Source organism: Desulfovibrio aminophilus DSM 12254, from assembly GCF_000422565.1.
Classification (GTDB): domain Bacteria; phylum Desulfobacterota; class Desulfovibrionia; order Desulfovibrionales; family Desulfovibrionaceae; genus Aminidesulfovibrio; species Aminidesulfovibrio aminophilus.
Map to the genome: position 1 here is coordinate 1 of NZ_KE383876.1, position 25,235 is coordinate 25,235.

The window sequence follows — 25,235 nt, forward strand, 5'->3', positions numbered from 1 at the left end:
TGGTCCACCAGGCTGTTGAGCGCGTCCGGACGAAGGAACACGCCGCCCAGCACGGCCTGCTCGGCCTCCAGGGCCTGGGGGGTGAGGCGCGCGGTCATACAGCACTCCCATGATCCCAGGCAGCCCACGCGGACTCCCTAGAGGAGTAGGCTCCTGCACTCGCCCCGCACCCCCCACACGCCACCCAATACATGACAGGGCGGCCAAATTGCGTGGACTCCAGACAGCCGCATCCACCACAAAAAGGACACATCCGATGCTCTCCCCCCAGCACGGCCTGCGCGGCGCGGCGGCGCTCATCCTCCATACGCTCAGACTCCCATGCCTCCTCCCACAGTCTGCGGCTGACAGGGCTCCGCATCGGATTGGCCTCCAGAGGGATGCCGGAGAGATACGCCCGGCGGCCCTTAGCCCTGGCGTTGGCCCAGGTGGCGCGTTCGCTCATGCGGCCTCCTGGAGTGGATAGGGATAATCCACCTGAAAGAACCCCAATCGACCAGGGCAGGGCCAGAATCGCAACGGCAGTGCATTGCTCACCTTCCACCACCACTTCCCCGGCTCACACCACGGGGAAATTCTCACGTCAGGGTCTGTTGCCCTCATGAAGAATGAAATGGTGGCCACGCCCACGATGCCGCCCAGGTCCAGGGCCTGGGACATGGGGTTGAGGGTGTGCCAGGGCAGCAGCTGGCCCGTGGTCCGGTTGTAGGCGAGCTGGGCGGCCTGCCAGACGGGCATGGACGAGCCTCGCCGCGAATAGTCCGGCTCCCAGGGGCACGGCTGCTTGCTGGCATGGAGCAACACCTGGTGGCCGATGTGCTTGTTCGGACAGCACCAGGAGCGGTTTTCGATGTCCTTGAGTCCTAGGGCGATCAGCGCGGCCCACGGCTGGCGGATGGAGAGGGCGGGGAGGATCATGCGGCCTCCTGCTGGGCGGCCAGGATGGCGCGCCCGATGATTTCCACGATGCCCGGGATCACGGTGTTTCCATAGGCTTTCGCCTGGCCCACCCGGTCGGGAACCCCATGAGCCAGCAAAGGAACTCCGGGTGCAACGGCCCGGACCCGGCCGTCCCGGCACAGGACCCATTCCGCCCCGGCCCAAGGTGAGCCACCTCGTTGACCAGCTGCTGGCCACGCGCCTTGCCCGCATTCCTCCGGGCCTGGCTCTCCGGGCTGTTGGGAAACCGGAAGTCCCGCGGCGTCCACGATGACCCCGGTGTGGGACCAGCGGGCCCAGGTCCGGCCGCCGGAGAGCACGGTCTGGAACCACTGGATCAGGTTGTCGAACCAGCCGCCCCCGTCCACCACGAAGATGTCCCCGGGCTTGAGCCAAAGCCGGTTGGACAGCCTGGCCACCGCCTACGCCCCCAGCCCGGCCAGCTCGGCGCGCAGGTCCAGGGCCTGGGCCTCCAGGTCGGCCAGCCGGTCCACGTCGTCCTGGTCCGGGGTCTGCCCGGCGGTCTGGGCGGCCAGGATCGCGCGCAGCGGCCTGGCGCTGGCCGCATCGATGGCGGTCAGCTCGGAGCGGATCGCGGCAGCGCGGATCACGGCCAGCTCTTCAGCGGTGGGCGCGGGCGGGTCCACGGCCACGGGGCGGCCACTGGCGTCGGGCACGATCACCTTGCCCAGGCCCTGGGCCTCCAGAAGCGCGGCGTATTCGGTGTCCGTGATTTCTACGGCGTCTGTGGGCATGGAGTCGTGTATCCTCGGATCATAGAATCCATGCGCGCTCGGGGAGTAGTACATATATCCTCCTGGGGCTTAAAAGCCGATGGCGATGTAGCAAATGTTGCGGATATTTGGGCCGTTGTGCCGCAACCGGATTTGAGACAGGCTGGGCCTGCCGATATCAGCTCCGGCGTAAGAGCCAAAGCCGCCGGCAGGCCATCCCTGCGTGGCGGTGGCCACGGAGAACTGAGTGGGGAACGCGACAGGCAGGGTAAACGGCTGCTCCTCGCCCGCCTCCACCGCCACATTGCCCCACTGGATGATGAGGCCGCTGGGTAGCCGCTGATAGCCGCTACCGCCGAGACTGTACCTCATCGGGCCGGTCGGCATCTGCAGAAGTGCGGAGCCGCCGCTGTAATACCAAGTAGAGCCGCCGCCAGCGCCGACGATGGACAGCGTTTCGCCGGGGCAGAGGGTAATTTGCGTGACCCCTCCGGCGGCTGAAGGCCAGGCAAACTTGTCTGTGCCGGAGCAGGCGATGATTACGTTTTTTTGGGAATCGTTGTAAAAATGGTATCCACCTCCGATTCTGATGGTGGCGATTTGCGGTAGGGTCATCGTGATGACCTCGGTCCCACCGACGACAACGAGCTTCCCGAGGTCCGCGACGGTCAGCACTTGCGACGTGGTGTAGCCGATGAGGCCTCTCAAATTGCCCAACGCCATCTGCACGAAGGCCGTGGTGGACACACTCGTGTCGTTGTCGAACTGGGGCGGCGTCGGCGCGGTGGGATTGCCGCTGAACACGGGGCTGGCCAGCGGGGCCTTGAGCGCCAGGGAGCCGAGCAGACTGGTGATGATGGAGCCCAACTGGCCGTCATTGGTCGGCGAGAGCGAGAGTCCGCCCGCGAGGACGGCCTTAACCAGTTCCTCCTGGACGACGTTCAGCCAGGCGGCCGTCACCACGGTCGCGGGCACGGCGGCGGCCGGGCTGCCCTCGGTGAACTTCTTGTCGGCCGTGGCCGTGGAATGGTCGATCCGGTTCATTTATTCCTCCTTTGGTCCGTAGGCGAAGAGCACGATGAGATGGGCCTGGGCGCGGCGGCGCAGTTCGCATTCGAGCAACGCGTCGCCCCATTCGGCCAGGGGCTCGGCGGCGCAGGAGCCTCCGGCGGTGAACGGGCGGATGGTGACGACGTCGGCCGTGCGCAGCAGGAAGGCGTGGGCCCAGTCCCCGTTAGACAGGGGGTCGCCCGCCCGGGATAGCCCGGCGCGGAACGGCCGGAACTCCTCCACCCTGGCCCCGACGTAGCCCAGGGCCTCGGCCAGGGCCTCATGATCCGCCGGACGCTGGCCGTAGCGGGCCGTCAGGTGGGTGTGAACGGCCCGCCGCCGGGCCGCGAGCGTGGTCGGGGCGGCGGCCACGCAGGGACCAGGCAGGCCGCATATCCGCTCCCAATCCGGAAGCAGCTCCGTGGCCGTGCGCGGGTCCGCCTCGGTCCACAGGTCGGCGGCCCGGGCGTCCACGCGGGCCAGCTCCTCGGCCTCGGCCGCGAGGAGCGCGCCCCAGACCGTGCCGGGGTCCCGCGGCAGGGCCGCGCCGGGCGGCTGCAGGGCCATGAGCAAGTCCAGATACCTTTCAGCGTCGAGCATCAGGCCCCCCAGTCGATTGTCCCGAGCACGGCCAGTTCACCGGGCCCGCAGGCGAAGTCGGCGGCGGGCGACAGCAGGACGTGGTCCGCCTCGCCCACGGAGATGCTGACGGCCTCGGTGAGGTGCGAGCGCAGGATCGCGTCGCCGGGCACCGCCTCGCGGAAGAGCAGGTCGGCCAACTCGGCCAGGACCGCCGCGCGCACGGAGGCCGTGTCCGGGGTCAGGCGGATGCTCGGGTTGATGGGCTTGGCCAGGGGCGCGACCACGAAGACGTCCGCCTGGGTGGGGCGCTGCGCGTCGATGTGCGCCTGGACGGCGGCCACGTCCCCGGCCAGGGGAATGCCGTCGGGGTAGGCGCCGTCCATGAGGACGCGCACCGTGACCGTGCCCGGGCCCAGCTCCTTGCCCTTCGCCCAGGCCCTGGTCACGCCGGGCACCTCCAGGGCCCACGCCTCGTAGTCCGCGTCGGTCCCGGCCTGGGGCAGGTGCTGGATGCGGGTCATGAGCCTGGCGCACAGGGGCTCGTCGGCCTCTTCGTCGGCCCCGCCGGTGAGCCCGCCCGTGGCCGCGCCCCGGGACTGCACGCCGGACAGGGGCGAAACCAGGGACAGCAGGACGCCCGGGTCGGCGTTGCCGCCAGCGCCGGTCAGGCGCGCGGCCACGGGGACCAGGGCCGCGCCGTCGCCCACGATGGCCTCGGCCGTGGAGAGGTACTCCACGCCGTCGGCGCGTTGGAAGACGGTTCCGGCTGGGATCGCGGACCCGTTGGAGCCCTCCAGGCGGAGCACGCCGGAGGCCGCCTGCGCGGGCTTGCGGCGCACGGACCATATCCCGGCCCAGCGCTCCATGAATTCAGCCTCGGCCGTGTCCGGGAAGAGCTGGCGGCTCAGCCAGTCAAGGTAGCCGTACAGGCCATGCACGGCCCCGGCGCGCACGGTCGAGAGCACGCCCACCAGGGAACGCCGCAGGGCCGGGTCGGTGTCGGCCAGGCGCGCGGCAGTGTCCGCGCGGTCGCGTTCGATGAGTTCGGGCAGGGTCGGGCGCTTGAAGCTCACAGGTTCCTCCAGATGCTGTCGAAACGGTAGCGCAGGCGCGAGCCGTCGGGCTTGCGGATCTCCACCAGCAGGCCGAGCATGCCGGGCCGGGTCCATTCGGCGCTCACGGCCACGGATTGAGCCACGCCGTCCTCCACGAGCCAGGCCAGGGCCTCGGCGGCATATTCCCGGGCCCGCTCGCGGACCTCGGGGAGCTGCTTCTCGCGGTCCAGGAGCCAGAGCCGGGAACCGACGCGGTCACCGGCGAGCCCGTAGGCGTCCGCCCACCAGCCCCGGCGATCGTCGGAGCCGTCGGGCAGCCGGTCGTCGGCCTCGGCCTCGCGGTCCAGGAACAGGGACAGGAGCACGGCGGTTTCCAGGCCCATGTCGCGGGCCAGGTCGCCGCCGGACACGGTCAGGTCGCCGGAGAGGTCCAGGAAGGCCAGCGCGGCGTCCATCAGGGCACCTCCGGAGGCGTGATCCCGTGCTCGGTGGAGGTCAGGGGCGCGGCCCCGGTGGACTTCAAGGGCGACGGCTGGTCCGTCTCGTCCGAGGGCGCGCTGCCCCGGCCAACCGTGAGCGTGGACAACACGCGGATGGTCCTGCTGGACATGGTCTTGAGCTGCAACGACCTGCGCGGGGCCAAGGTCACGCGCTGGAAGATCCTGTCCAAGTGGCTGGACGACGGCGCCGAGCCGGACCCGGAGGCCTGGCTGAACAAGGACGTCTTCTACGTGGACCAGAAGACGAGCCACGACAAGCGCGTCATGGAGTTCGAGCTGCGCTCGCCCCTGGACCTGGCCGAACGGCAGCTCCCGGCCCGGCAGATCCTGCGCGACTGGTGCCCCCGCCGCTACCGGTACTGGAACGCGGCCTCGGGCGCGTTCGTCTACGCCCACGCGGACGTGGCCTGTCCCTATTCCGGCTCGGCCTGCTGGGACGCCGACGGCCACCCGGCGTCCCCGGCGGACGACGTCTGCGCCAAGACCCGTGCGGCATGCCTGCTGCGCTTCGGCCGTTCCGCAACCCTGCCGACCTGGGCCTTCTACGGCGTGGCCGCGAACAGGAGTTCCTGATGTTCGATCCCGACGTGATCCGCGCGATCCGGGCCCACGCCGAGGCCGAGTTCCCGAGGGAGTCCTGCGGGCTCGTGGTCGGCGGGGCCTATCTGCCCATGGACAACCTGGCCCAGGATCCTGAGTCGGAATTCGCCATGCCCCCGGAGGCCCTGCTCCGGCCGGGAATCCAGGCCGTGGTCCACTCCCACCCGGCCGGTCCGGACTGCCCCAGCGAGGCGGACATGGCCCAGCAGATCGCGTCCGGCCTGCCCTGGGGCATCGTGACCGTGTGCCCGGACGGCGAGGCCGAGGGCCCGGCCGCCCGGGAGCCGTTCTTCTGGGGCGACGGGGTTCCGCGCCCGCCGCTCAAGGGCCGGGAGTTCCGCCACGGCGTGACCGACTGCTACGCCCTGTGCCGGGACTGGCACTTCCAGGAGACCGGCGAGCTGCTGCCGGACTTCCCCCGTCCGGACGAATGGTGGGCCCACGGCGGCAACCTCCTGCTGGAGCGCTTCCGCGAGGCCGGATTCGAGACCGTGCCCCTGTCCGAGGCCCGGCGCGGCGACGGCCTGCTCTTCTCCATCCGCCTGGGCCGCCGGGACGACGTGGTGAACCACTGCGCGGTCCTTCTGGACCACGGCATGATCCTCCACCATCTGGCCGGGCGGCTGTCCAGGCAGGAACATCTGGGCGGCTGGCGGCGGTTCCTGCGCCTGGCCATCCGGAGGCGTCCGTGAGACGGGTCATCCTCTACGGCCACCTGGGGCGGACCTTCGGCCGCGTGCACCACCTGGAGGTGGAGACCCCGGCCGAGGCCGTGCGGGCGCTGTCCGCCGCGTTCGGCGAGCGCTTCCGGGGCGTCCTGCGCCGGGGCTCCTGGCACGTGCTCGTGGGCGGAGCCGGTCTTTCGAGCGCCACGGAATGCGGCGAGGACGTCCTGTCCATGCACCTGGGCCGCCAGGACATCCGCTTCGTGCCCAAGGCCGTGGGAGCCAAGAACGGTTTTTTCCAGGCCATCCTCGGGGCGACGCTCCTGGTGGCGGCCATCTACTTCGCGCCGCCGGCGGCGACCCTTTATGGTCCGGGCATGGCCGATGTCGCAGTCAGCGGCATGGGCGCCACGGCCTTCAGCGTGGGCTCCTGGTCCGTGTCCTACGGCTCCATCGCCCTCACCGGCGGCATGATGGCCCTGTCCGGCATCTCCTCCCTGCTGACCACCACGCCCAAACTGGGGCACTGGTCCTCGCTGGAGGATTCCGACTCCAGGAACAGCCTGCTCTACAACGGGGCCATCCTGACCACCAACCAGGGCGGGCCCGTGCCGATGGTCTACGGCCGCCAGTGGGTGTCCGGCTCGCTGGTCTACTCCGGAACGGAGATCGAGCAGATGGAGGGCGGCGCCAACACCACGCTGCGCTCCAAGGCCGTGGCGCGGATGATCATCGCGGTTTCCGAGGGCGAGGTGGGCGGGCTCGTGAACGGAGCCAAGTCCATCAAGTTCGGCGACACGCCGCTCATGGCCGACGACGGCACGTACAATTTCGAGGGGGTGAACTGGACCTTCCGCACGGGAACGCCGTCTCAGGCCCATGTGCCGGGTTTCGCCGACGTGCAGAACGAGTACACGGTGAACACCGACGTGACCCATTCCGCCCCGGTGATCCGGCGCGTCGCCGACACCGACGCGGACGCGGCCCGGGTCATCGTGACCCTGCGCAGCCTGTACCAGGTCTCCGGGTCGTCGATCGTCTCCCGCAGCGTGGACATCGCCATCGACGGCCGCCTGGACGGCGGGGAGTGGGTCGAGCTGCGGACCGACACCATCACGGGCAAGACCACCAGCCAGTACCAGCGGGCCTACCGCGTGGAGCGGCCCGGGGCCGGGGACTGGGATCTGCGCGTGCGCCGCGTGTCCGAGGACTCGGACTCGGACCAGGTCGGCGACCTGGTGCAGTGGGCCTCCTACGTGGAGATCGAGGACGTCAAGGTCTCCTACGCGAACACCGCGATCCTGGCCCTGGAGCTGGACAGCGAGCTGTTCGGCACGAACATCCCGACCCCGAGCGTGGAGATATACGGCATCAAGGTCCGCGTCCCGTCCAACTACAACCCGGCGACGCGGGTCTCCACCGGGATCTGGAACGGAACCTGGGCCGCCTCCCGGGCCTGGACCGACAACCCGGTCTGGTGCCTGTACGACCTGCTGACCAGCAGGCGCTACGGCTGCGGGGCCTACGGCCTGGAGGACGGCAACGTGGACAAGTGGAGCGCCTCCACGGTGGCCGCGTACTGCGACGGGCTGGTGCCGGACGGCTACGGCGGGACCGAGCCGCGTTTCCGCGTGGGCTGCGTCATCAACAGCCGCGAACCGGTCTACAACGTCCTGGCCGTCTTCGCCTCGGTGTTCCGGGGCGCGCTCTGCTGGTCCTCGGACCTGGTCATGTTCGCGGCCGACATGCCGGCGGAGCCCGGGCACATCGTGAACCAGACCACCGTGGTGGACGGCGTGCACACGGCCGGTGGCGCGAGCCTGTCCACCCTGAACTCCGTGTTCGTCGGGCTGTGGAACGATCCCGACGACGGGTGCAGGCAGACCCCGGAGACGTTCGAGTCCCCGGCGGCCCTGGCCAAGGTCGGCTGGAAGAGCGACGAGCGCGTGCTTTGGGGAGTTCCCAGCCGGGGACAGGCGCGGCGGGCCCTGCGCTGGATCTACTACACCGACTGGTTCGAGTCCGAGCGGATCACCTTCACCGGCGGGCTGCACTATTTCGACTTCGGGCCCTACATGACGGCCCTGGACCACGACCCGGACGCCGTGGGAATCCGGCTCGGCGGCAGGATCGTCGCGGCGACGGCCGGAAGCGTGACCCTGGATTCCACGGTGAGCCTGGAGGAGGCCGACTCCGGCCCGCTGTCCGTGCTGCTGCCGGACCTGACGCTCCAGGCCGTGGAGGTGGCCTCCGTGGCCTCCACGGAATACCGGGGCCGGAGCGTGAGCGTCCTGACCCTGGCCGAGGAGCTTTCCGCCGCGCCCATCCCGGGCGCTCCCTGGGTGCTGGAGACGCGAAACGTCGCGCCGCGCGTGCTGCGCTGCGTCTCGCGCGAGGAGGTCGAGCCGCACCTCTACGAAATCAAGGGTTTCATCCACGACCCCGGGAAATACGACTGGGTGGAGCAGGGCCTCAAGCTCGAACCCCGGGAGACGAGCGCCCTGCCGCGCGGTCCCCTGCCGGTCCCGAGAAACCTCTCGGTCACGGAGCACATGCGCCGGGACGGATCGGCGGTGGCCCCCACGGCCATCGTGTCCTGGTCCCCGCCGGCTGGTGATCCGCGCGCGGTCTATGCCCAGGTGCAGGTGAAGCGTCCCGGCCTGGACTGGGAGAACGTGGGCGTCACCTCGGGCGTGTCCAGCGACGTGCCCGTCTCCTCCGGAGACCACGGCTTCCGGGTGCGGTTCCTCACCGGCGCGGGGGTGTCCGGCCCCTGGTCCACGGTGGCCACGCAGGCCATGCTCGGCATGTACGCGGCCCTGCCGGACGTGCGGGGGCTGACCATGAGCTACGTCTACAACACCCCGCGCCTCTCCTGGCTGCCGGTGGATGATCCGCGCCAGGTCCTGTACGAGGCGCGCAAGGGCGAATCCTGGGCCAAGGGGGCGCGCGCGGCCCTGACCTCGGAGACGTCCATGCCCACGGCAGGTCCCGGAACGTACTGGCTCAAGGCCAAGTCCGGAGTGGCCTACAGCGCGTCGGCGGCGTCCATCGTGATCAGCGGCGACGACCTGCCCGTGAACGTGGTGGACGGACGCGACGAGGCGGCCGAGGGCTGGGACGGAACCAGGGGCGGCGGCATCGTTCTTTCCGGCGGCGACCTGGTCCTGCCCGGAGGTTCGGCGGACGCGGCCTACGTCATCGCGGAGGCGAACCGCGTGACCCTGGCGGCCAAGGCCCTTTGCGCCGTGTCCGTGACCGTCGGCGGCTACGCCCTGACCGACGGCGAGGACTTCTATTCCGTGGCGGACGTCTATTCCCTCGCCGACGTCTACGGCGGGGATTCCGGATACGTCTCCATCACCCCGCAGATGCGGCTGCGCTCCGGAACGGCCTGGGGCGACTGGTCCGACTTCGTTCCCGGCCAGTATTTCGCGGACGGGTTCGACTTCCGCGTGCTGCTCTCCACCTCGCGGTCGGACGTTTCCGTGGTGCTGGACGCCTTCGACTGGCGCGTGGACGCCCCGGACCGGACCTGGTCCGCCCAGGGTTTGTCCGTTCCGGCGGCCGGACTGCGCGTGGACTACGCCCAGGCCTTCGCCACGACTCCGGCCCTGGTGGTCCAGACCCAGGCCGGACAGGTGGCCCACATCTCCAACGAGTCGTCCTCGGGTTTCGACCTGGTCATCACCGAGGGCGGAACCGCCGTGACCACCACGGCCAACGCCATCGCCAAGGGGTACTGACATGACCTTCGCCTACAGTCCGCCGCCGGGAGGCGGGATCATGCCCGGAGAGCAACTGGCCGTGCAGACCGTCGCCATGCTCAAGTCCGTGGCCGCGCAGCGCAAGGGCTCGGCGCGGCCGTCGGACGTGCAGACCGGCGAGGCCTGGCTCGACGACGCGGTCTCGCCCTGGGTGCTCAAGCTCTGGGACGGGACCAGCGACATTCCCATGCTGACCGTGGACCCGTCGGCGCACGCCCTGGCTTTCGCCGGTCTGGGCATCGGCGACACGGTGCAGGCCCATTCCAGCGTGCTCGACCTGATCGCCGCGGTGACGCCGGTGAGCGGCAAGGTGCCGTACTTCACCGGCTCGCCCGTGTCGGTGGCCCTGGCCTCGCTGGGGGCCTTCGGCCTGACCATGCTGGGCAAGGCCTCGGCCTCGGAGGCCCTGGACGCGCTCGGCGTGTCCGCCTTCGTCAAGCTCTTGCTGGACGACGCGGACGCGGCCACGGCCAGGGCGACTCTGGCGGCGAACATCATGCGCTGCGGCGCGGTCGCCAACAGTATCACAAGCAGAACGCTCGGAGCTTTAGACCTTGGGAGGCATCACCACACATACGGCACCTCGACGCTGACGCTCCCTCCGTTTTCCGCGTGCGAAAACGGTTCAATGCTGCTCATCTCGTGCTACTCCGGGGTCACAACCATATCGCGCAACGGAACGGAGGCGTTGTACACGACGTCGTCCGTCACGTCGTTCACGTTGAACCCAGGAGACTTCGCAATACTTACGACGAATGGCACGAACTCATGGCTCGCAATGATCTGCCGCGCCACCGTCGCCCAAGTGTCGCCGAAGATCATTTCCGCGACCCGCGCGATGGACGCCGCGTCCGGCAACGTCGACTACACGGGACTCGGATTCCAGCCGAGCGTCGTGCTGGCTATCTGCGGAGAGTCACCGGCTAGTTGGCTCAGTTACGGCTCCATCGGATTTGATGACGGCACGAACCGGATGTGTCTGTTGCGTGGGTACAACTCCATGATCATGAATTTCAACACGTCATACAGCCTGTATATGTTGTCCACCGCGTCCGCCGGTCAGGCAGGGACGATGACCATGTTGTCCGACGGGGTGCGGATAGCCTGGGAAAAGATCGGCAGCCCGGCCTCGGCCACGCCCCCGTTGAAACTTCTCTGCTGGAAATAGGAGATACCCATGATCCGCGTCAGCCGACACACGACAACCGGGCGCATCCTCTGCTCCCAGGGCGGGGCGCTGCCTGACGAGGCGACCATGAAGGCCAACGCGCTCTCCGCATTCCCGGACGTGCCGGGGGAAGAAATCGAGGTCGTGGACCTGACCGATGAAGAGTTCGCGGCGGCCCTGGCCGCGCAGAACGCGCCGACCCTGGAGCAGGCCAGGGCCGCCAAGCTGGCAGCGATCCAGGCGGAAAAGAACCGCGCGCGGGACGGCGGCGTTGTGGTCGACGGGGTGCGCTACGACACCGACGCCGGGGCGATCCTCATGTACGTGAGCTTCCTGGCCCAGATCGACGCTGACCCGGCGTACTCCACGGCCTGGAAGGCCAGCACCGGAGCGGACGGGCTCGGCGTCTGGGTCGATATGGACGCGGCCCTGTTCGCGCTGGTGCGCCCGGCCGTCGACGCGCACATCTCGGCCTGCTTCGCGTGGCAGGCCGCGCGCGAGGCCGAGGTGGCCGCAGCCCAGACCATCGCCGAGGTCGAGGCCGTGAGCGCGGAGTACGGGGGCTAGTTCCTCATCTCCGGAACGAGGTCCGCTCCGGCGGCCCTCTTCTTTTCGATCTCGGCCCGGGTGGCGGCCAGGGCCGTGAAGCGTTCGGCGGAACCAGGGTGGGTGGAGCCGCCGCTCATGGCCTGGGGCGAGTCGGCGGCCATGCGCCGCCAGATCTCCGGCCCGGTTTCGATGTCCGCCCCGGCGTTGGCCGCGAAGTACATGCCCACGTAGTCGGCCTCCATCTCGTATTCCTTGGAGTAGGCCAGCCCGCCGGCGTTCATGGCCATGCCGCCGGTGTTCACGCCCGTGGCCAGGGCGATGAGCAGGTCCAGGGCCGCGCCGAACCCGCGCCGCATCTTCATGGCGTCCACGTGGCCCATGACGTTGTGGGCCATCTCGTGGCCCAGGATCAGGGCCAGTTCGTCGTCGGTTTTGGCGTAGTCCATCATGCCCTGGAAGACGTACACCGCGCGGCCGTCGGCAAAGGCGTTCACGGTGTTGGAGTGGGCCAGAAAAAAAATGCTCGCGCAGACTTCGTCAGGATGGAGAACGGCGTCGAATTCCTTCCCGTCCCGGCGGACACGCAGGGTCACGTCGCCTTTCTGGGCTTCCTTGTAAGGGATACCCCAGGAACGCATCACATCCTTTCGGGAGTGCATATCCAACGCTTGGCCGTTGACGGCCAGCACGGCATCCCCGCGCCGCAATCCGGCCTTGTCCGCAGACCCGCCGGGGGCCACGGTGACGATGGTCAACGCGTCGGGCTGGGTGCCCATGATCTTGGCGTAGGCTGCCGCCCAGTGTTCACCATCGGGGAGATACCCGTAGTGCATGAAGAAGACGCCGATGGAGTACGTGGTCTTCTGCATCTTCCGGCAGAAAGGGGCGTTTGTCTTGGCGAGCTGTTCGGACACGGGGACGAGCCGCGTCAGCTGCTTGTCCATCTTGTCCGCGAACATCTCCCGTTGCAGCTCCTGCTCCTGGGCCGTGGCGGTTGGGTCCACGCCCGGGGCCAGGGTCTTGCGGCCGCAGGCTGCCAGGGCCACGGTCAGGACGAGCAGGACGACGAGCGCGCGGGGCATGGGCTATTTCCTCCATTGCTCGGCCGGAACCCAGCCGCGCCGCAGATAGGACGTGCGCACGACGGACCCGGCGAAGAAGGGATATACGAGCCAGGAAGCGCCGCAGGTGGGGATGGCCAGGGCGAACGAGATCAGCGCGTGGGACCAGGCCCCCTTGAAGGCCAGGTAGAAGCTGCCGAAGAGCAGGCACCAGAGAAAGGGTTTGTCCACGGCTTCGGTATATCCGTTGGCCGGGTTCACGAAGCGGTATCCGGTCTTCGGCGGGGAAAGGCGTTTCCCCGACTCGGCGTCCATCCATCCCTTCTTGGACAGGACGCCGCCGGAGGCGTGTTTCTGCCAGTTCTTGATCTGCCACGGCTCGAGCTGGCGCGGATCGCTCATGTTCCACCTCTTCCGGTATGCGCCATTCGATACGACAGGGCCGGGTCCGGGTCAAGGCCAGGGCGTGGAGTCGTAGACCCGCAGAACCTCGGCGCAGGAGTCCGGACGTTCGCCCCGGTGCTGGGCCTCCGCCTCCCTGGCCATGCCGGTCATGACCACGGCGAAATAGGCCGCGCGCGACTCCTCCGGGAAGCGTCTCTCGATCCACCGCCCCACGCGTTCGGCCTCACGCGTGGTGTCCCGGCCGCAGCCCCCGGCGCGTCCGAGAATGACCGCGTAGCTCGTGAGCCGGTCGACGTCGTCGGGCGACGGCGCGGCGGCCGTCCCCGGACCATTCATGGCCGGTTTCCCCAGCGCTCCGATCAGGGCGAACACCGCCAGGAGGAAGGCCAGACACGCGACCACGGCCCCGAGCAGGACCCAGGGGTTGTTCAGCGCGCCGGGCGGTCGTTTGGGCGCGCGGGATCGCTTGAGTTGGTCCCAGTCCCGCTGCATCCTCTGGCGTTCGTTCATCACAGCTTCTGCATGACCCAGACCGCGCGGCCCACGATGAGGTCGTCGCGGCCGTCGAAGGGCAGGCGCACGTCCGGGTGCGAGGGGTTGACGCTCTTCAGCACCAGGGACGGCCCGCCCGGGTCCACGAACACGCGCTTGATGGTCAGCCCCTCGTAGGGCACGCGCACGCCGTAGGACTCGCCCGCGATGATCCTGGTCTGGGCCGTGTCCAGGCCCACGAAGGCCCCCTTGCGGATGTCCGGCTCCATGCTGGAGCCCTCCACCTGCACGATGAGGACGCTCTCGCGGTAGTAGGTGAGCGGGATGCAGACCCGGGCGATGGGCTCCGGCTCCCAGCGCTCCACGGCCGGTCCGGCCCCGCTGGCGGAATGCACCTCCACCACCCGGCCCACGGGGCCCTCCCCGCCGGGCCCGACCACGCAGGCCGGGTCCGTGGGCGCGTTGGCGCCCAGCCTCCTGATGCCCATCCGTTCCGGTTCGCCTTCGCCCATGAGCAGCCACTCCGGTGAGAGATTGAGGATGCGCGACATCTTTTCCAGGTCGTCCGCATGAGGCCGCTGGCCACGCTCCCAGGCCTGAACCTTGCCGTAACTGACGTCAAGGAAGCTGGCGAAAGAGCGTTGAGTAAACTCCTTGCCCTGCGAATTCAAAATATTCGCAGATTTTTTCTTAATATATTCAATCTGTTGAGCCCAAATTGGGGAAGGTTTGTTCTGCATTTGAATTATTTTTGTTGACTGATTTTTAATTCAAGCCTATTTCTTTCTCAACACGTCCCGCGAGAATCCCGGCGGGAACGGGGGAGGAAAGAATGAACGGACGCACCACGACACGCACGGGCCCCTGGCGGAAATTCGTCGACGAGGTCTATACCCCGGAATTCGCCCACAGCGCCCAGGCCGTCCTTGGCACGGCCATCGTCACTGCTCTCGCGGGGAGGACGTCCGATGCGCACGATTCCACCCTTCAAGAAGCCATCGACGAACGCCGCCGAGATCGGAACGGAGGTCGGTCATGATCCGCTCGGCCCTGTCGTCCGGGATCTCCTCCTCGTGGCGCTGTTTCACGAGCGGGTTTCGCTCGGCCTCCAGGACCACGCTCTCGATCTCTCCCCTCGGCAGCCCGGTCGCCTCCATGAGTATCCCGATGAAGATGTCGCGATAGGTCATCACTTCCCCAAGGTTGGTGAAAAATATGAACACGATAAACAGAAAAAAACCCACCCGTCAACAGTTGTTCCGCGCCTGGATGCTCCAGAACGGCCTGGACCTGTCCGACCTGGCCGGGCAGCTCGGCGTGACCAAGCAGCGCCTGTCCGCGCTCATGGGCCAGAAGCAGGCCTGCAAACGAATTCGCGAACGCCTGCTCCAGATCGGCATCCCGGAGGAACTCATTCCGGAGCCGGTGGTCACCAAGCGGCAGGCCCTGGCCGAGAACCGCGCCCTGCGCGCCCGGCTGGCCGAGCTGGAGCCCGGTTCCGGCACCGCCGCCTAGGTCGGCGATTTTTCATAACACGGTGATGAAATTTCAGCCAAGAACATGAGGAGATGACTGTATGCGCCACGCCGACCTGCTCACGCTCAACGCCAAGGACGTGCTCAACCTCATGGTGGCCCAGTCCGGCCGGACCTGGGAGGACGTGGCCGCCGTCGTGGGCTGGAGCCCCACGGTCCTCAGCCGCGTCCGCTGCGCCACGGACGACTATTTCCCCAAGCTCACGGTGCTGCCGCGCTTCTGCGTGGCCAGCAAGTCCACCATGATCCTGGACTGGGTCGAGGCCCAGGTGGACGCGGCGGCCGTGCGTCTGGACGTCGACGCCCTGGACGCCAAGGGCTTGCTGCTCTCCATGTCCGGACTCCTGGAAGGGCTGGCCTCGGCGGCCAAGGCCGCGTCCGAGGCCATCAGCGACGACAGGATCGGCCAGAGCGAGGCCAGGGACATCATCCGCAAGCTGCGGTCCCTGTCCGCCGCCGCCGTGCGCACTATTTCCGGACTGCGGCCCATCGCCGGGACGGTGGAGGACTAGCCGTGGACGGGCCGGGCATGGTTTCCGAGGTCGTTGGGCTGGTCTTCGTGGCCCTCATGGTCACGGGCATCGTCTGGGTCGGACGCATGATCGGGAGGAGGTAGTCATGGGCAGAGTGAGAGGAATGTTCCTGCACGGCAAGCCGTGCCTCGTGGTGGAGATCGGGACTCCAGGCATCCGGGAGGCCTACGAGCAGCTCGTCAGGGCCGGGACCGGCGGGCCGGGGCTCATGGAGTTCATGGAGCGCGAACTGCCAGGCAGGAGCCTCCAGGGGCAGGACTTCGCCGGGATCATGGCCCGCGTGCACGAGGCCGCGGGCACCCGCACGCAGGTGGAGCTGGCCGACGCCCTGGGCGTGCGCCAATCGACCATTTCCGACGCCAAGCGCCGGGGAGGAGGCGTCCCGGCGTCCTGGATACTGACCCTGGCCCGGCGGGGCTTCAACCCCGACTGGCTGCTCACCGGCAGCGGCCCGCGCCACATCATGCCCACGGATCAGGCCCCGGGCCAGACCCGGGCGGCGGCCTAGGAGGAGCACATGAACCTCACCCCGAACGACGCCGACATCCGCGCCCGCATGGCCGACCTGGAAGTCCAGGTCACGCGCCACGACCGGCTCTATCACGAGGTCGGCGCGCCCGAGATCACCGACGCGGACTACGACCGCCTGCGCGTCGAGCTGGAGCGCCTGGAGGCGCTGCATCCGCATCTGGCGTCGGACCTCTCGCCCACGCGCCGCGTGGGCGGGGCCCCGGCCCGCTGGCTCTCGCACCGGAGGCTGGCCGAGCCCATGCGCTCCCTGCGCAAGGTCCGCTCCACGGTGGAGTGGGAGGAATACGCCTCCTGGGTGGCGGACCGGCTGGACCTCCCGGATTACGAGCTGGCCTGGAGCCTGGAGCCCAAGCTGGACGGCGTCGCCCTGGAGGCGGTCTACGAGGGCGGGCGGCTCGTGTCCGCCTGCACGCGCGGGGACGGCTGCCTGGGCGAGGACGTGACCCGCAACGCGCGGCTCATGCTGCCCGAGCGGCTCTCCAACGAGCGGAGGCTCGTGATCCACGGCGAGGTCGTCATTCCCTGGAACGAGTTCCAGGCCCTGAACGAGCGGCGCGCGAAGTCGTTCGACTCCCCGCGCACGGCGGTCCAGGGAGCGCTGCGCGGCAACGCGCGGGACGAGGTTCATGAGCGCGGGCTGCGCTTTCTGGCCTGGGAGAACCACACCCATGTCGAGCAGGCCCACTTCGACCGCATGAACGCCTTGAGCGTGGCCGGGATCGACGTGGTGCGGTCCAGAACGATTCGTCTCCGGAATCCCCGTGAGGTTCTGGCGGAGGCCCGGGACCACTGGGTGATGCGCTGGAGCGATCCCGAGGGCTGCAACCTGGCCTGCGACGGCATGGTGCTCAAGCTCGACTCCATGCACCATCGCCGGGCCCTGGGCTCCACCTCCACCGCGCCGCGCTGGGCAGTGGCGCTCAAGCTCTAGGAGGACGACGTGGCTGGACAGAAGGATATTTCGCCGCTCGGAACCGCCCTGGGCCAGATGGACAAGGCCGTGCTGGGCTGCCTGGGCCGCGTCGCGGACCCCAGGCCCGTGGACCAGCACGCGGCCATCGACGAGGCCCTGTCCCGGGTGGAGGCCCTGCGCTCCCTGCCGGACCTGCGCGCCGGGTCCGAGGCCCGGATATTTTTCGCCGAACGGGCGCTCAAGAGGCTGCGGCTCCTGACGCCCCGCTATCCTGGCCATCCCGCCGAGAGCGCGGACCGCGAGTGCCACCGCGGCTGCTACCTGGAGGACTGACATGCGGCTCTCCATCGGAACCTGCCCCTGCTGCCGACGGCCGGACATGGTCCTGTCCTCGGACGGGATTTGTTTCGTCTGCCGTGGCCTGGAGCGGGCCGGGCACGTGACGCGCGGCGACGACGGCCGCTGGACCCACGGCCCGGAGGGACGGGAGACGATCAACGGCCTGCGCCGGGATATGGGCCTTCCGCCGCTCGGCGACGCGGAGATGATCGACGAGGCCCTGGCGGACATCGAAGCCGACGGCGCCATGCCGTTGGAGACGATCGAGGAGGAGATCATGGGCAAGAGCAAGAACAAGACCACGACCAAGAAGGCCAAGGGAACCTGCCGGTTCTGCGGACGCGGCGACATGGCGCTCCCGGCGCACGGGGCCTGCGGCATGTGCTACGGCCTGATCCGGTCCAAGGAGATCGACACGGAGACCGGCGAGCTGTCCGCCGTCGCCCTGGACCGCATCGACGCGGCCCGCGTCCTGGCCGGTCTGACGCCCCTGAACGCGGTCGCGCAGAAGGATCAGATTGCCGGACAGGCGTTTAAATTCTGTGGCGGCTGGTCCGGGGACAACATCTGCGGTGATCCCGCCCCCGGAAGCGCCACCCTTGCCGCCGCGAACTTGACGTTCAGCGCCGAGCCCACGGCCGTGAGCCCGGAGGAGCGGGAGTTTCTGGCCTCCGGAGCGGGCGCGGCCGTGGAGGATCTCCGTGGATGGGAGTTGGTGGGGCACTCCGTCCTGGACCAGTTCTTTCTGGAGTGGTGCGAACGGGGAGAACAGTTCCGCGAGAATGAGGTCGATCTCTACGAGCGGTTCATGTTCTGGTGGAAGGACATCGGATGGAATTCCTGTCCGAGCCGGGAGCGTTTCGCCGAGTGGATGCGCTACAGCGGATTCACGACCGAGAAGAAGGACGCCTGCTATTATCTCGGCCTGCGTTTGCTGGACTCCAGAAATGACGCGGCGGCGGTCGAGCAGATCGAGGCCACGCTCCGTGTCCAGAAGGCCCGGGCCGTGGCCGCCGTGCACCGGGCGCGGGCCAGGGTGGCGGAGGCCAGGGAGATGTCCCTTCTCCTGGTCCAGGACGGCGCGTTCCTCAACCTGGACGGGCAGCGGCTGCCCCTCGTGCGCCGGGCTCGCGGCTCCGAGAATCCCTATCTCCTGGTCACCAGCTCGCTGCGCGAGATGGTCCTGCCCCAGGCCCTGAACGGGATGGTCCCGGCCGAGGCCAGGAACGTGCTCGTCTACGGCCAGGCCGGGGCCGGAGTCCTGGCCCTGCTGCCCATCGCCCACGACGACAAGGACGCCCTTCCCCTGCGGACCAAGAAGGACCGGCCCTCGGGCCGCACCATCTACGCCGAGGCCATGCTGCGCGACCTGAAGCTCAAGCCCGGCCGCTACCCGGCTCGTGTCCTGGAAACCGGCATCATCGCCGTGGACCTCACGAGCGCGGCGTGAACGGGCCGGTGGTCATCATCCGGCTTCCGGCCGGGGCCTGGGAAGAGTTCAAGGCCGAGGCCCTGGCCGTGTTCCGGTTGGTTCTGGCCCTGGCCGCCTGCGGCATCGGGCTGATTCTGGCGACGACGTAACGCTTCCGGCTCCCTGCCCATGCCGCGGTTGCCGTCGCGGCATGGTGGAGTCTCTTTGAAGGCCCGGGGGGATGGGCTCCCCGGGCCGGGCAGGGGGCCGGAGGATCAGGAGGGAGGAGATCATGTCCGTCATCACCGCCGTCAACGGGCGTCAAACGCGCATCGTGGACATGCCGGTCAGGGCCATGACCGTGGCCGAGCTGATCGAGCATCTGGGACGGTTCCCCGAATGGATGCCGGTGCGCATCACCCTGGAGCGGGACGATTTCAGCGAGACCGAACCGCTGACCAGGGAGAACCTCGTCATCGGGAACGCAGAGATGACGGACGGGCCGTTCGTCGCGATTCGGCCCTACACGCTGGAAAACGAGGATGCGCCGAACCTCTCCGGCCGCTGCACGCACGCCTATCGCTGCATGCACTTCGAGGAGGAGTAGGGTCATGGGATTGTTCGGCAGACGCCCGAATTGCGATGAATGCAGGAGCGCCGTTGACCTGGTGCGGGCGGAGATCGACCGGCTCTACTCCGGCTTCGCCCGCTTCCCTCGCGGTGAGATCAACTATTTCCGCTGCGGGATCTGCGGCCAGGCGTGCTTCAACGTGGAGCCGGTCCTGGACGACGAGTCCGGGGAATGCTGCCCGCAATGCTTTGCCGCGGCGTGCCGTGACGAAAAAGTCTGGTCCAGCGAATGCCCGGGCATCCCGGGTTGGTACTGGTTCAAGCGCGATGACGGCAGGGGGATGGTCATCATCCGGCTCGTGGAGAGCCTCGATGGAATGGGGGCGTGGTCCGCGACCATCCCCGGCGTCCTGGACCCCGAGACGATGCGCGGGCAGTGGTGGGGCCCCATCCCCGCCCCGGAGGAGTCGGCCATGAAGCCCAAATCGAGAACCAGCGGCAGTTCCCTGCATGGGTTGAAAAAGCAGATGCTTCAGGACGAGAACGTCCGCCTCACTGCCGAGCGCGACCGCCTCCAGGCCCAGGTGCGGGAGTTGGAGAATTCGTTCTTCTGCCCGCACTGTAACGCAAAATTCCCGACTACCCCCGACGGTGCCATAGAGGCCCTTGAACACGAGCAGACATGCAAGCAGAGCCCGATTGTGCAAGAGCGCGACAGGCTGCGGGAGGCGCTGACTGATCTTGCTGCGGCAGAAATGGGCTACAGGATCAGGCACGACGTGCATGGGGACGGGTCGCTCCACACGGGCAGAGCATGGGACCGCATGCGCTGGGCTGGCGACAAGGCCCGCGCCGCCCTCCAGCCCGCCGGAGGTGAATCGTGAGCACGTCACGCATCGAGTGGACCGACGGCCGGACCTGGGAGCAGTTCCCGGAGGTGGGGAGATGATCCGCCCTATCCTTTTCTCCGGCGACATGGTTCGCGCCATCCTGGACGGCAGGAAGACCGAGACGCGGCGGCCGGTGAAGCCCTGCAAGGACGTTAATTTCGGCTGTGAGCTGTCTCCTGGTGAAATAGCCGGTGAGGTCAATCAAGGGAACGACTACCAGAATTGCCCCTACGGCCGCCCCGGCGACCTTCTCTGGGTGAGGGAGACGTGTTGGGTGTCTGGGGCATGGAGGCCGACAAAAAACAGCGACTCGGGGCGGTTCGTTCCGCTTGGTCCTGTTGCCTATCACGCGAATCAACAGCGTCCGGATGATAAGCTGATCCTGTTCCATGAGTGGCGCGTTACCCCCTCCATCCACATGCCGCGTTGGGCCTGCCGCCTCGTGCTGGAGGTGGTGAGCGTCCGCGTTGAGTGGGTGCAGGAGATCACCGAGGAGGGGGCGAAGGCGGAAGGCGTCTTGCTCACGAACACGCTCCCCGACGGTATGGAAGGGTTGTTCCGCCCTCGCTTCGCCGGACTCTGGGACAGCATCTACGCCACCAAGGGCCTGTCCTGGAACGCCAACCCCTGGGTTTGGGTGGTCGGGTTCAAGGTGGCGGCCGTCGGGAACGAGGCAGCGCAAGCCGTGATGAGGGCCGCCGCATGACCTCCCTCGTCATCGACCTGTTCGCCGGAGGAGGCGGGGCGTCCGAGGGCATCCGCATGGCCCTGGGGCGCGACCCGGACGCAGCGGTCAACCACGACCACCTGGCCGTGGCCATGCACAAGGCCAACCACCCCGGGACCACGCACTACCGGCAGGACGTGTGGGAGGTGTCCCCGTCCTGGGTCACGCGCGGCCGGAGGGTGGGCCTGCTGTGGGCCTCGCCGGACTGCACGCACTTCTCCAAGGCCAAGGGCGGGGCCCCGCGCCGGGACCAGAAGCGCCGCGATTTGGCCTGGGTGGTGGAGAAGTGGGCCCGCGAGGTCCGGCCGAATCTCATCCTCCTGGAGAACGTGGAGGAGTTCCGCACCTGGGGCCCGCTGGACCATGAGGGCAGGCCCATCAAGGCGGCCGAGGGCGAGACGTTCCGGGCCTGGGTGCGCAGCCTGCGCCGCCTGGGCTACGCCGTGCAGTTCCGCGAACTGCGGGCCTGCGACTACGGCGCGCCCACGATCCGCAAGCGCCTGTTCATGGTCGCGCGCCGCGACGGGCTGCCCATCGTCTGGCCCGAGCCCACGCACGGCGACCCCAAGAGCGCGGCCGTGCTGTCCGGCACGCTCCTCCCCTGGCGCACGGCGGCCGAGTGCATCGACTGGTCCATCCCGTGCCCGAGCATCTTCGAGCGCAAGCGGCCCCTGGCCGAGAACACCCTGCGCCGCATCGCGGAGGGCATCCGGCGCTACGTGCTGGGCAAGGCCGAGCCGTTCATCGTCGGGATCGACAACGCCGGGGCCTGGAATGCCGTCTGGCCGTCAGAGGCCCCGCTCTCCACGGTCATCACCAAGGCGAAGCATTGCCTCGTTGTCCCCACGCTTGTGACCAACACCACGGGCCATGCCCCGAGCCCGGCGGACGCTCCTGTTTCGACCTTGACCACGGGGCAGCAGCAGATGCTCGCCTCGGCCTGCCTCGTGGGCGCTGGCGGCCCGAGCTACGGCGGCAAGCCTGCGGACGCGGACAAGCCCTTCAACACGCTCATGACCGAGAACCACACGGCGCTCGTGTCGGCCTTCCTGGCCGGTTGCGGCGGCCGGGCCGGGCAGAGCCGCCCGCGCGGGTCGGATGAGCCGATGGCCACCGTCACGGCCAAGGGCGACACGGCCGTGGTGGCGGCGCACCTGCAACGCGACTTCGGGAACAGCGTAGGCCAGGATGCGCGCGCTCCGCTCGGCACGATCACGGCCGGAGGGGGCGGGAAGGCCAGTGTCGTGACCTCCCATCTGGTCAAGCTGCGCGGCACCTGCAAAGCGGGCCAGCCCGTGCGCGAGCCCATGCCCACGGTCACGGCCGGCGGCCTGCACGTGGGCGAGGTCCGGGCCTTCCTGGTGAAGTACTACGGCGAGGGAGGCCAGTGGCAGAGCCCGGGCGATCCCATGCACACCATCCCCACCAAGGACCGCATGGGACTGGTCACGGTCATGGTCCAGGGGCAGCCCTACGTCATCGCGGACATCGGCATGAGGATGCTCCAGCCGCGCGAGCTGTACCGCGCCCAGGGGTTCCCGGACTCCTACGTCATCGACCTGGAGCACGAGGGCCGGGCCTTGTCCAAGAGCGACCAGGTGCGGCTCTGCGGCAATTCGGTCTGCCCGCCCATGGCCGCCGCGCTGGTGCGGGCGAACTACGCCGAGGCCATCCATGAGTCCCGCGACCCGCTGCCCCTGCTGGCGATGGGGGGCGAGTGATGCAGACCTACCGCGAATTCCTGGAGCGTAAAATCCGCTTGGCCCACGCCCGGGGCTTCGACGTGGACGCCTCCAGGGTCAACCCCATGCTCAAGCCCCACCAGCGCGACATCGTGCTCTGGGCCCTGGCCGGCGGCCGCCGGGCGATCTTCGCCGCCTTCGGCCTGGGCAAGAGCTTCATGCAGCTGGAGGTCTTGCGCCTGATCCAGGAGCGGGAAGGAGGTCGACAGCTCATCGTCGCGCCCCTGGGCGTGCGGCCGGACATGCTGGCGGACGCCGCCAAGCTCGGCATTCCCGTGGCCTTCATCCGCCGCACGGAGGATGCCGTCGGGCCCGGTCTGTACATGACCAACTATGAGAGCGTGCGCGACGGCAAGCTGGACGTAAACCTGTTCAACGCCGTGAGCCTGGACGAGGCGAGCGTGCTCCGCTCCTACGGCTCGCTCACCTTCCAGACGTTCCTGACCCTGTTCACCGGGGTCAAGTACCGCTTCGTGGCCACGGCCACGCCCAGCCCGAACCGCTACAAGGAGCTGATCCACTACGCCGGGTTCCTGGGCGTCATGGACACCGGCCAGGCCCTGACCCGCTTCTTCCAGCGCGACAGCCAGAAGGCCAACAACCTGACCCTGTACCCGCACAAGGAGCGCGAGTTCTGGCTCTGGGTCAACTCCTGGGCGATCTTCCTGCAAAAGCCCTCGGACCTGGGATACTCGGACGAAGGGTACGACCTGCCCGAGCTGCACGTGCACTTCCACCAGGTCGCCGCGGACTCCGGGCCGGTGATGGACCGCGATGGCCAGCTCAAGCTCGTGGGAGACGCGGCCCTGTCCCTGCGGGACGCAAGCCGCGAAAAGCGGGCCAGCCTCCCGGCGCGCATCGCCAAGATGCTGGAGATCGTCCATGCCGAGCCGGAAGAGCATTGCATCATCTGGCACGACCAGGAGGCCGAGCGCCACGCCATCAAGGCGGCCCTGCCCGAGGCCGTGGAAGTTTACGGCGCCCAGGACCTGGAGGCCCGCGAGGGCCACGTCGTGGACTTCATGGAGGGCAAGATCCAGTACCTGGCCAGCAAGCCCATCCTGTCCGGGTCCGGGTGCAACTTCCAGCGGCATTGCCGCATGGCCGTGTTCCTGGGCATCGGCTTCAAGTTCAACGACTTCATTCAGGCCGTGCACCGCATTCACCGCTTCCTCCAGGAGCGGGAGTGCCACGTGCACATCATCTACGCGGACACCGAGGCGCGGGTGCTGGAAGTGCTCAAGCGCAAGTGGCGTCAGCACGAGGACATGGTGGAGCGCATGACCGAGATCATCCGCAAGTACGGCCTGTCCCACGCGGACATGGCCGAGGAGCTGCGCCGGTCCATCGGCGTGGAGCGCATCGAGGTCCGGGGCAAGCTGTTCCTGGCCGCCAACAACGACTGCGTCGAGGAATGCCGGGGCATGGAGCCCGACAGCGTGGACCTGATCCACACGTCCATCCCGTTCGCCAACCACTACGAATACACCCCGAGCTACAACGACTTCGGCCACACGGACGGCAACGGCCACTTCTGGGAGCAGATGGGCTACCTGACGCCCGAGCTGCTGCGCATCCTCAAGCCGGGGCGCATCTACGCCTGCCACGTCAAGGACAGGATCCTGTTCGGCAACGTCACGGGCAAGGGCGCGCCCACGGTGAGCCCGTTCCATGCCGAGGCGATCTTTCACGCCCAGGATCACGGTTTCGACTACCTGGGCATGATCACGGTGGTCACGGACGTGGTGCGCGAAAACAATCAGACCTATCGCCTGGGCTGGTCCGAGCAGTGCAAGGACGGCACCAAGATGGGCGTGGGCTCCCCGGAGTACATCCTGATCTTCCGCAAGCCGCAGTCCGACAGGACCAAGGGCTATGCCGACGTGCCGGTGGTCAAGGACAAGACCGGGTACAGCCTGGCCCGCTGGCAGGTCGACGCGCACGCGTTCTGGCGCAGCTCGGGCGACCGCCTGCTGACCGCCGACGAGATGGCGGGCATGGGCCCGGACGTGCTGGCCAGGGCCTTCAGCGAGCGCAGCCTTCAGGCCGTGTACGACTACGAGGAGCACGTGCGCGTGGGGGAGGCCCTGGACCTGCGCGGGGCGTTGCCATACACGTTCATGGCCCTGGCCCCGGGCTCCCATGACCCGGACGTGTGGCACGACGTGGTGCGGATGCGCACCCTGAACGGCGAGCAGAGCCAGAAGGGCCTGTCCAACCACGTCTGCCCGCTCCAGTTCGACATCGTTGACCGGATCATCAATCGCTACAGCAACCCGGGTGATCTGGTCTTCGATCCTTTCGCCGGGCTCATGACCGTGCCCTACCGGGCCGTCAAGCTGGGCCGCCTGGGTCGCGGGGTGGAGCTCAACCCGGAATACTTCCTGGACGGGGTGAAGTATCTGCGCTGCGCCGAACAGGAAGTGACCGCCCCGAGCCTCCTGGACTTCTGCCGGAGCGCGGCGTGATCGCCGGGC

Annotated in this window: 30 protein-coding genes; 17 read left to right on the forward strand and 13 right to left on the reverse strand. The window is 68.4% G+C overall.

Translation table 11 applies throughout. The features are described from left to right. Positions 1 to 94: 94 nt before the first annotated feature. The 8 genes from H587_RS21445 to H587_RS20895 form a co-directional block, all read right to left on the reverse strand. Complete coding sequence (locus H587_RS21445) at positions 95 to 445, reverse strand: Lar family restriction alleviation protein (RefSeq protein WP_425387189.1); 351 nt, start codon at positions 443 to 445, stop codon at positions 95 to 97. Next, positions 442 to 918, reverse strand: a complete 477-nt coding sequence (locus tag H587_RS0114400) for an ASCH domain-containing protein (RefSeq protein ID WP_027176843.1) — start codon at positions 916 to 918, stop codon at positions 442 to 444. The genes H587_RS21445 and H587_RS0114400 overlap by 4 nt, the downstream gene beginning before the upstream one ends. Further along, a complete protein-coding gene (locus H587_RS20680; protein WP_156904573.1) occupies positions 915 to 1,358 on the reverse strand; it encodes a hypothetical protein in 444 nt (147 codons plus the stop codon). The genes H587_RS0114400 and H587_RS20680 overlap by 4 nt, the downstream gene beginning before the upstream one ends. Before the next feature lie 3 nt (positions 1,359 to 1,361). Then, the gene (locus tag H587_RS19880; RefSeq protein ID WP_051202938.1) at positions 1,362 to 1,694 is read right to left on the reverse strand and encodes a hypothetical protein; all 333 of its coding nucleotides are present in this window, start codon (positions 1,692 to 1,694) and stop codon (positions 1,362 to 1,364) included. A gap of 69 nt (positions 1,695 to 1,763) precedes the next feature. Then, positions 1,764 to 2,717: a gp53-like domain-containing protein gene (locus H587_RS19885; RefSeq protein ID WP_051202939.1), complete on the reverse strand. Its 954-nt coding sequence runs from the start codon at positions 2,715 to 2,717 to the stop codon at positions 1,764 to 1,766. Next, complete coding sequence (locus H587_RS0114425) at positions 2,718 to 3,323, reverse strand: YmfQ family protein (RefSeq protein ID WP_034609572.1); 606 nt, start codon at positions 3,321 to 3,323, stop codon at positions 2,718 to 2,720. Then, positions 3,323 to 4,378: a baseplate J/gp47 family protein gene (locus H587_RS0114430; protein ID WP_027176845.1), complete on the reverse strand. Its 1,056-nt coding sequence runs from the start codon at positions 4,376 to 4,378 to the stop codon at positions 3,323 to 3,325. Before H587_RS0114430 ends, H587_RS0114425 begins: the two co-directional genes overlap by 1 nt. Beyond that, on the reverse strand, positions 4,375 to 4,815 hold the full coding sequence (locus H587_RS20895; protein ID WP_169432791.1) for a phage GP46 family protein: 441 nt from the start codon (positions 4,813 to 4,815) through the stop codon (positions 4,375 to 4,377). The genes H587_RS0114430 and H587_RS20895 overlap by 4 nt, the downstream gene beginning before the upstream one ends. An 18-nt stretch (positions 4,816 to 4,833) precedes the next feature. Here H587_RS20895 and H587_RS20900 point away from each other — a divergent pair, with 18 nt between their 5' ends. The 5 genes from H587_RS20900 to H587_RS0114460 are packed head-to-tail and all read left to right on the forward strand — an operon-like array spanning position 4,834 to position 11,627. Beyond that, complete coding sequence (locus H587_RS20900; protein WP_169432792.1) at positions 4,834 to 5,433, forward strand: phage minor tail protein L; 600 nt, start codon at positions 4,834 to 4,836, stop codon at positions 5,431 to 5,433. Then, positions 5,433 to 6,152, forward strand: coding sequence for a C40 family peptidase (locus H587_RS18940; protein WP_034609574.1), 720 nt, complete (start codon positions 5,433 to 5,435; stop codon positions 6,150 to 6,152). Before H587_RS20900 ends, H587_RS18940 begins: the two co-directional genes overlap by 1 nt. Beyond that, the gene (gene gpJ / locus H587_RS19895; protein ID WP_051202940.1) at positions 6,149 to 9,871 is read left to right on the forward strand and encodes a TipJ family phage tail tip protein; all 3,723 of its coding nucleotides are present in this window, start codon (positions 6,149 to 6,151) and stop codon (positions 9,869 to 9,871) included. The genes H587_RS18940 and gpJ overlap by 4 nt, the downstream gene beginning before the upstream one ends. A gap of 1 nt (position 9,872) precedes the next feature. Further along, positions 9,873 to 11,060, forward strand: coding sequence for a hypothetical protein (locus H587_RS0114455; protein ID WP_027176848.1), 1,188 nt, complete (start codon positions 9,873 to 9,875; stop codon positions 11,058 to 11,060). A gap of 9 nt (positions 11,061 to 11,069) precedes the next feature. Continuing rightward, complete coding sequence (locus tag H587_RS0114460) at positions 11,070 to 11,627, forward strand: DUF4376 domain-containing protein (protein WP_027176849.1); 558 nt, start codon at positions 11,070 to 11,072, stop codon at positions 11,625 to 11,627. On the opposite strand, the gene H587_RS18950 is transcribed toward H587_RS0114460, so the two are convergent. The 5 genes from H587_RS18950 to H587_RS0114485 form a co-directional block, all read right to left on the reverse strand. Continuing rightward, on the reverse strand, positions 11,624 to 12,691 hold the full coding sequence (locus tag H587_RS18950) for a M48 family metallopeptidase (protein ID WP_051202941.1): 1,068 nt from the start codon (positions 12,689 to 12,691) through the stop codon (positions 11,624 to 11,626). The two genes, H587_RS0114460 and H587_RS18950, sit on opposite strands and share 4 nt — an antisense overlap. A 3-nt stretch (positions 12,692 to 12,694) precedes the next feature. Next, on the reverse strand, positions 12,695 to 13,072 hold the full coding sequence (locus tag H587_RS20985) for a hypothetical protein (RefSeq protein ID WP_051202942.1): 378 nt from the start codon (positions 13,070 to 13,072) through the stop codon (positions 12,695 to 12,697). Between the two features lie 51 nt (positions 13,073 to 13,123). Further along, entirely contained in the window at positions 13,124 to 13,585 is a 462-nt protein-coding gene (locus tag H587_RS0114475; protein ID WP_027176851.1) for a hypothetical protein, read from the reverse strand. After that, the gene (locus H587_RS19905) at positions 13,585 to 14,307 is read right to left on the reverse strand and encodes an XRE family transcriptional regulator (protein ID WP_084630843.1); all 723 of its coding nucleotides are present in this window, start codon (positions 14,305 to 14,307) and stop codon (positions 13,585 to 13,587) included. Before H587_RS19905 ends, H587_RS0114475 begins: the two co-directional genes overlap by 1 nt. Before the next feature lie 201 nt (positions 14,308 to 14,508). Next, positions 14,509 to 14,757, reverse strand: a complete 249-nt coding sequence (locus H587_RS0114485) for a hypothetical protein (RefSeq protein WP_156904575.1) — start codon at positions 14,755 to 14,757, stop codon at positions 14,509 to 14,511. Positions 14,758 to 14,782: 25 nt separating this feature from the next. Between H587_RS0114485 and H587_RS0114490 the strand changes: the two genes are divergently transcribed. The 12 genes from H587_RS0114490 to H587_RS0114550 all read left to right on the forward strand — a co-directional run bounded on the left by H587_RS0114490 (position 14,783) and on the right by H587_RS0114550 (position 25,226). After that, positions 14,783 to 15,082, forward strand: coding sequence for a hypothetical protein (locus H587_RS0114490; RefSeq protein ID WP_156904576.1), 300 nt, complete (start codon positions 14,783 to 14,785; stop codon positions 15,080 to 15,082). Positions 15,083 to 15,143: 61 nt separating this feature from the next. Next, on the forward strand, positions 15,144 to 15,614 hold the full coding sequence (locus H587_RS0114495) for a phage regulatory CII family protein (RefSeq protein WP_027176854.1): 471 nt from the start codon (positions 15,144 to 15,146) through the stop codon (positions 15,612 to 15,614). Positions 15,615 to 15,720: 106 nt separating this feature from the next. Beyond that, a complete protein-coding gene (locus H587_RS18960; protein WP_156904577.1) occupies positions 15,721 to 16,143 on the forward strand; it encodes a helix-turn-helix domain-containing protein in 423 nt (140 codons plus the stop codon). 9 nt (positions 16,144 to 16,152) lie between these two features. Next, positions 16,153 to 17,097, forward strand: coding sequence for an NAD-dependent DNA ligase (locus H587_RS0114510; RefSeq protein ID WP_027176855.1), 945 nt, complete (start codon positions 16,153 to 16,155; stop codon positions 17,095 to 17,097). 9 nt (positions 17,098 to 17,106) lie between these two features. Continuing rightward, entirely contained in the window at positions 17,107 to 17,412 is a 306-nt protein-coding gene (locus H587_RS0114515; protein ID WP_027176856.1) for a hypothetical protein, read from the forward strand. A 1-nt stretch (position 17,413) separates the two neighbouring features. Next, positions 17,414 to 18,868: a hypothetical protein gene (locus H587_RS18965; RefSeq protein ID WP_034609576.1), complete on the forward strand. Its 1,455-nt coding sequence runs from the start codon at positions 17,414 to 17,416 to the stop codon at positions 18,866 to 18,868. Beyond that, positions 18,865 to 18,999 (forward strand): hypothetical protein, encoded by a 135-nt coding sequence (locus tag H587_RS21290; RefSeq protein ID WP_281167646.1) that lies wholly within the window; start codon positions 18,865 to 18,867, stop codon positions 18,997 to 18,999. Before H587_RS18965 ends, H587_RS21290 begins: the two co-directional genes overlap by 4 nt. A gap of 122 nt (positions 19,000 to 19,121) precedes the next feature. Beyond that, positions 19,122 to 19,436: a hypothetical protein gene (locus tag H587_RS0114530; protein ID WP_027176857.1), complete on the forward strand. Its 315-nt coding sequence runs from the start codon at positions 19,122 to 19,124 to the stop codon at positions 19,434 to 19,436. A gap of 4 nt (positions 19,437 to 19,440) precedes the next feature. Beyond that, positions 19,441 to 20,283 (forward strand): hypothetical protein, encoded by an 843-nt coding sequence (locus H587_RS0114535; protein ID WP_027176858.1) that lies wholly within the window; start codon positions 19,441 to 19,443, stop codon positions 20,281 to 20,283. 61 nt (positions 20,284 to 20,344) lie between these two features. Then, complete coding sequence (locus H587_RS18970) at positions 20,345 to 20,995, forward strand: hypothetical protein (protein ID WP_051202944.1); 651 nt, start codon at positions 20,345 to 20,347, stop codon at positions 20,993 to 20,995. Next, positions 20,992 to 22,737, forward strand: coding sequence for a DNA cytosine methyltransferase (locus H587_RS18975; protein ID WP_034609577.1), 1,746 nt, complete (start codon positions 20,992 to 20,994; stop codon positions 22,735 to 22,737). The genes H587_RS18970 and H587_RS18975 overlap by 4 nt, the downstream gene beginning before the upstream one ends. Then, the gene (locus tag H587_RS0114550) at positions 22,737 to 25,226 is read left to right on the forward strand and encodes a DNA methyltransferase (protein ID WP_027176859.1); all 2,490 of its coding nucleotides are present in this window, start codon (positions 22,737 to 22,739) and stop codon (positions 25,224 to 25,226) included. Before H587_RS18975 ends, H587_RS0114550 begins: the two co-directional genes overlap by 1 nt. Positions 25,227 to 25,235 lie beyond the last annotated feature (9 nt).

Coding starts and splice junctions, on each gene's coding strand:
- H587_RS21445 (WP_425387189.1), bottom strand. CDS start 445: ATGAGCGAACGCGCCACCTGGGCCAACGCCAGGGCTAAGGGCCGCCGG.
- H587_RS0114400 (WP_027176843.1), bottom strand. CDS start 918: ATGATCCTCCCCGCCCTCTCCATCCGCCAGCCGTGGGCCGCGCTGATC.
- H587_RS19880 (WP_051202938.1), bottom strand. CDS start 1,694: ATGCCCACAGACGCCGTAGAAATCACGGACACCGAATACGCCGCGCTT.
- H587_RS19885 (WP_051202939.1), bottom strand. CDS start 2,717: ATGAACCGGATCGACCATTCCACGGCCACGGCCGACAAGAAGTTCACC.
- H587_RS0114425 (WP_034609572.1), bottom strand. CDS start 3,323: ATGCTCGACGCTGAAAGGTATCTGGACTTGCTCATGGCCCTGCAGCCG.
- H587_RS20895 (WP_169432791.1), bottom strand. CDS start 4,815: ATGGACGCCGCGCTGGCCTTCCTGGACCTCTCCGGCGACCTGACCGTG.
- H587_RS18940 (WP_034609574.1), top strand. CDS start 5,433: ATGTTCGATCCCGACGTGATCCGCGCGATCCGGGCCCACGCCGAGGCC.
- H587_RS0114455 (WP_027176848.1), top strand. CDS start 9,873: ATGACCTTCGCCTACAGTCCGCCGCCGGGAGGCGGGATCATGCCCGGA.
- H587_RS0114460 (WP_027176849.1), top strand. CDS start 11,070: ATGATCCGCGTCAGCCGACACACGACAACCGGGCGCATCCTCTGCTCC.
- H587_RS18950 (WP_051202941.1), bottom strand. CDS start 12,691: ATGCCCCGCGCGCTCGTCGTCCTGCTCGTCCTGACCGTGGCCCTGGCA.
- H587_RS20985 (WP_051202942.1), bottom strand. CDS start 13,072: ATGAGCGATCCGCGCCAGCTCGAGCCGTGGCAGATCAAGAACTGGCAG.
- H587_RS0114475 (WP_027176851.1), bottom strand. CDS start 13,585: ATGAACGAACGCCAGAGGATGCAGCGGGACTGGGACCAACTCAAGCGA.
- H587_RS19905 (WP_084630843.1), bottom strand. CDS start 14,307: ATGCAGAACAAACCTTCCCCAATTTGGGCTCAACAGATTGAATATATT.
- H587_RS0114485 (WP_156904575.1), bottom strand. CDS start 14,757: ATGACCTATCGCGACATCTTCATCGGGATACTCATGGAGGCGACCGGG.
- H587_RS0114490 (WP_156904576.1), top strand. CDS start 14,783: ATGAACACGATAAACAGAAAAAAACCCACCCGTCAACAGTTGTTCCGC.
- H587_RS0114495 (WP_027176854.1), top strand. CDS start 15,144: ATGCGCCACGCCGACCTGCTCACGCTCAACGCCAAGGACGTGCTCAAC.
- H587_RS18960 (WP_156904577.1), top strand. CDS start 15,721: ATGGGCAGAGTGAGAGGAATGTTCCTGCACGGCAAGCCGTGCCTCGTG.
- H587_RS0114510 (WP_027176855.1), top strand. CDS start 16,153: ATGAACCTCACCCCGAACGACGCCGACATCCGCGCCCGCATGGCCGAC.
- H587_RS18965 (WP_034609576.1), top strand. CDS start 17,414: ATGCGGCTCTCCATCGGAACCTGCCCCTGCTGCCGACGGCCGGACATG.
- H587_RS0114530 (WP_027176857.1), top strand. CDS start 19,122: ATGTCCGTCATCACCGCCGTCAACGGGCGTCAAACGCGCATCGTGGAC.
- H587_RS0114535 (WP_027176858.1), top strand. CDS start 19,441: ATGGGATTGTTCGGCAGACGCCCGAATTGCGATGAATGCAGGAGCGCC.
- H587_RS18970 (WP_051202944.1), top strand. CDS start 20,345: ATGATCCGCCCTATCCTTTTCTCCGGCGACATGGTTCGCGCCATCCTG.
- H587_RS18975 (WP_034609577.1), top strand. CDS start 20,992: ATGACCTCCCTCGTCATCGACCTGTTCGCCGGAGGAGGCGGGGCGTCC.
- H587_RS0114550 (WP_027176859.1), top strand. CDS start 22,737: ATGCAGACCTACCGCGAATTCCTGGAGCGTAAAATCCGCTTGGCCCAC.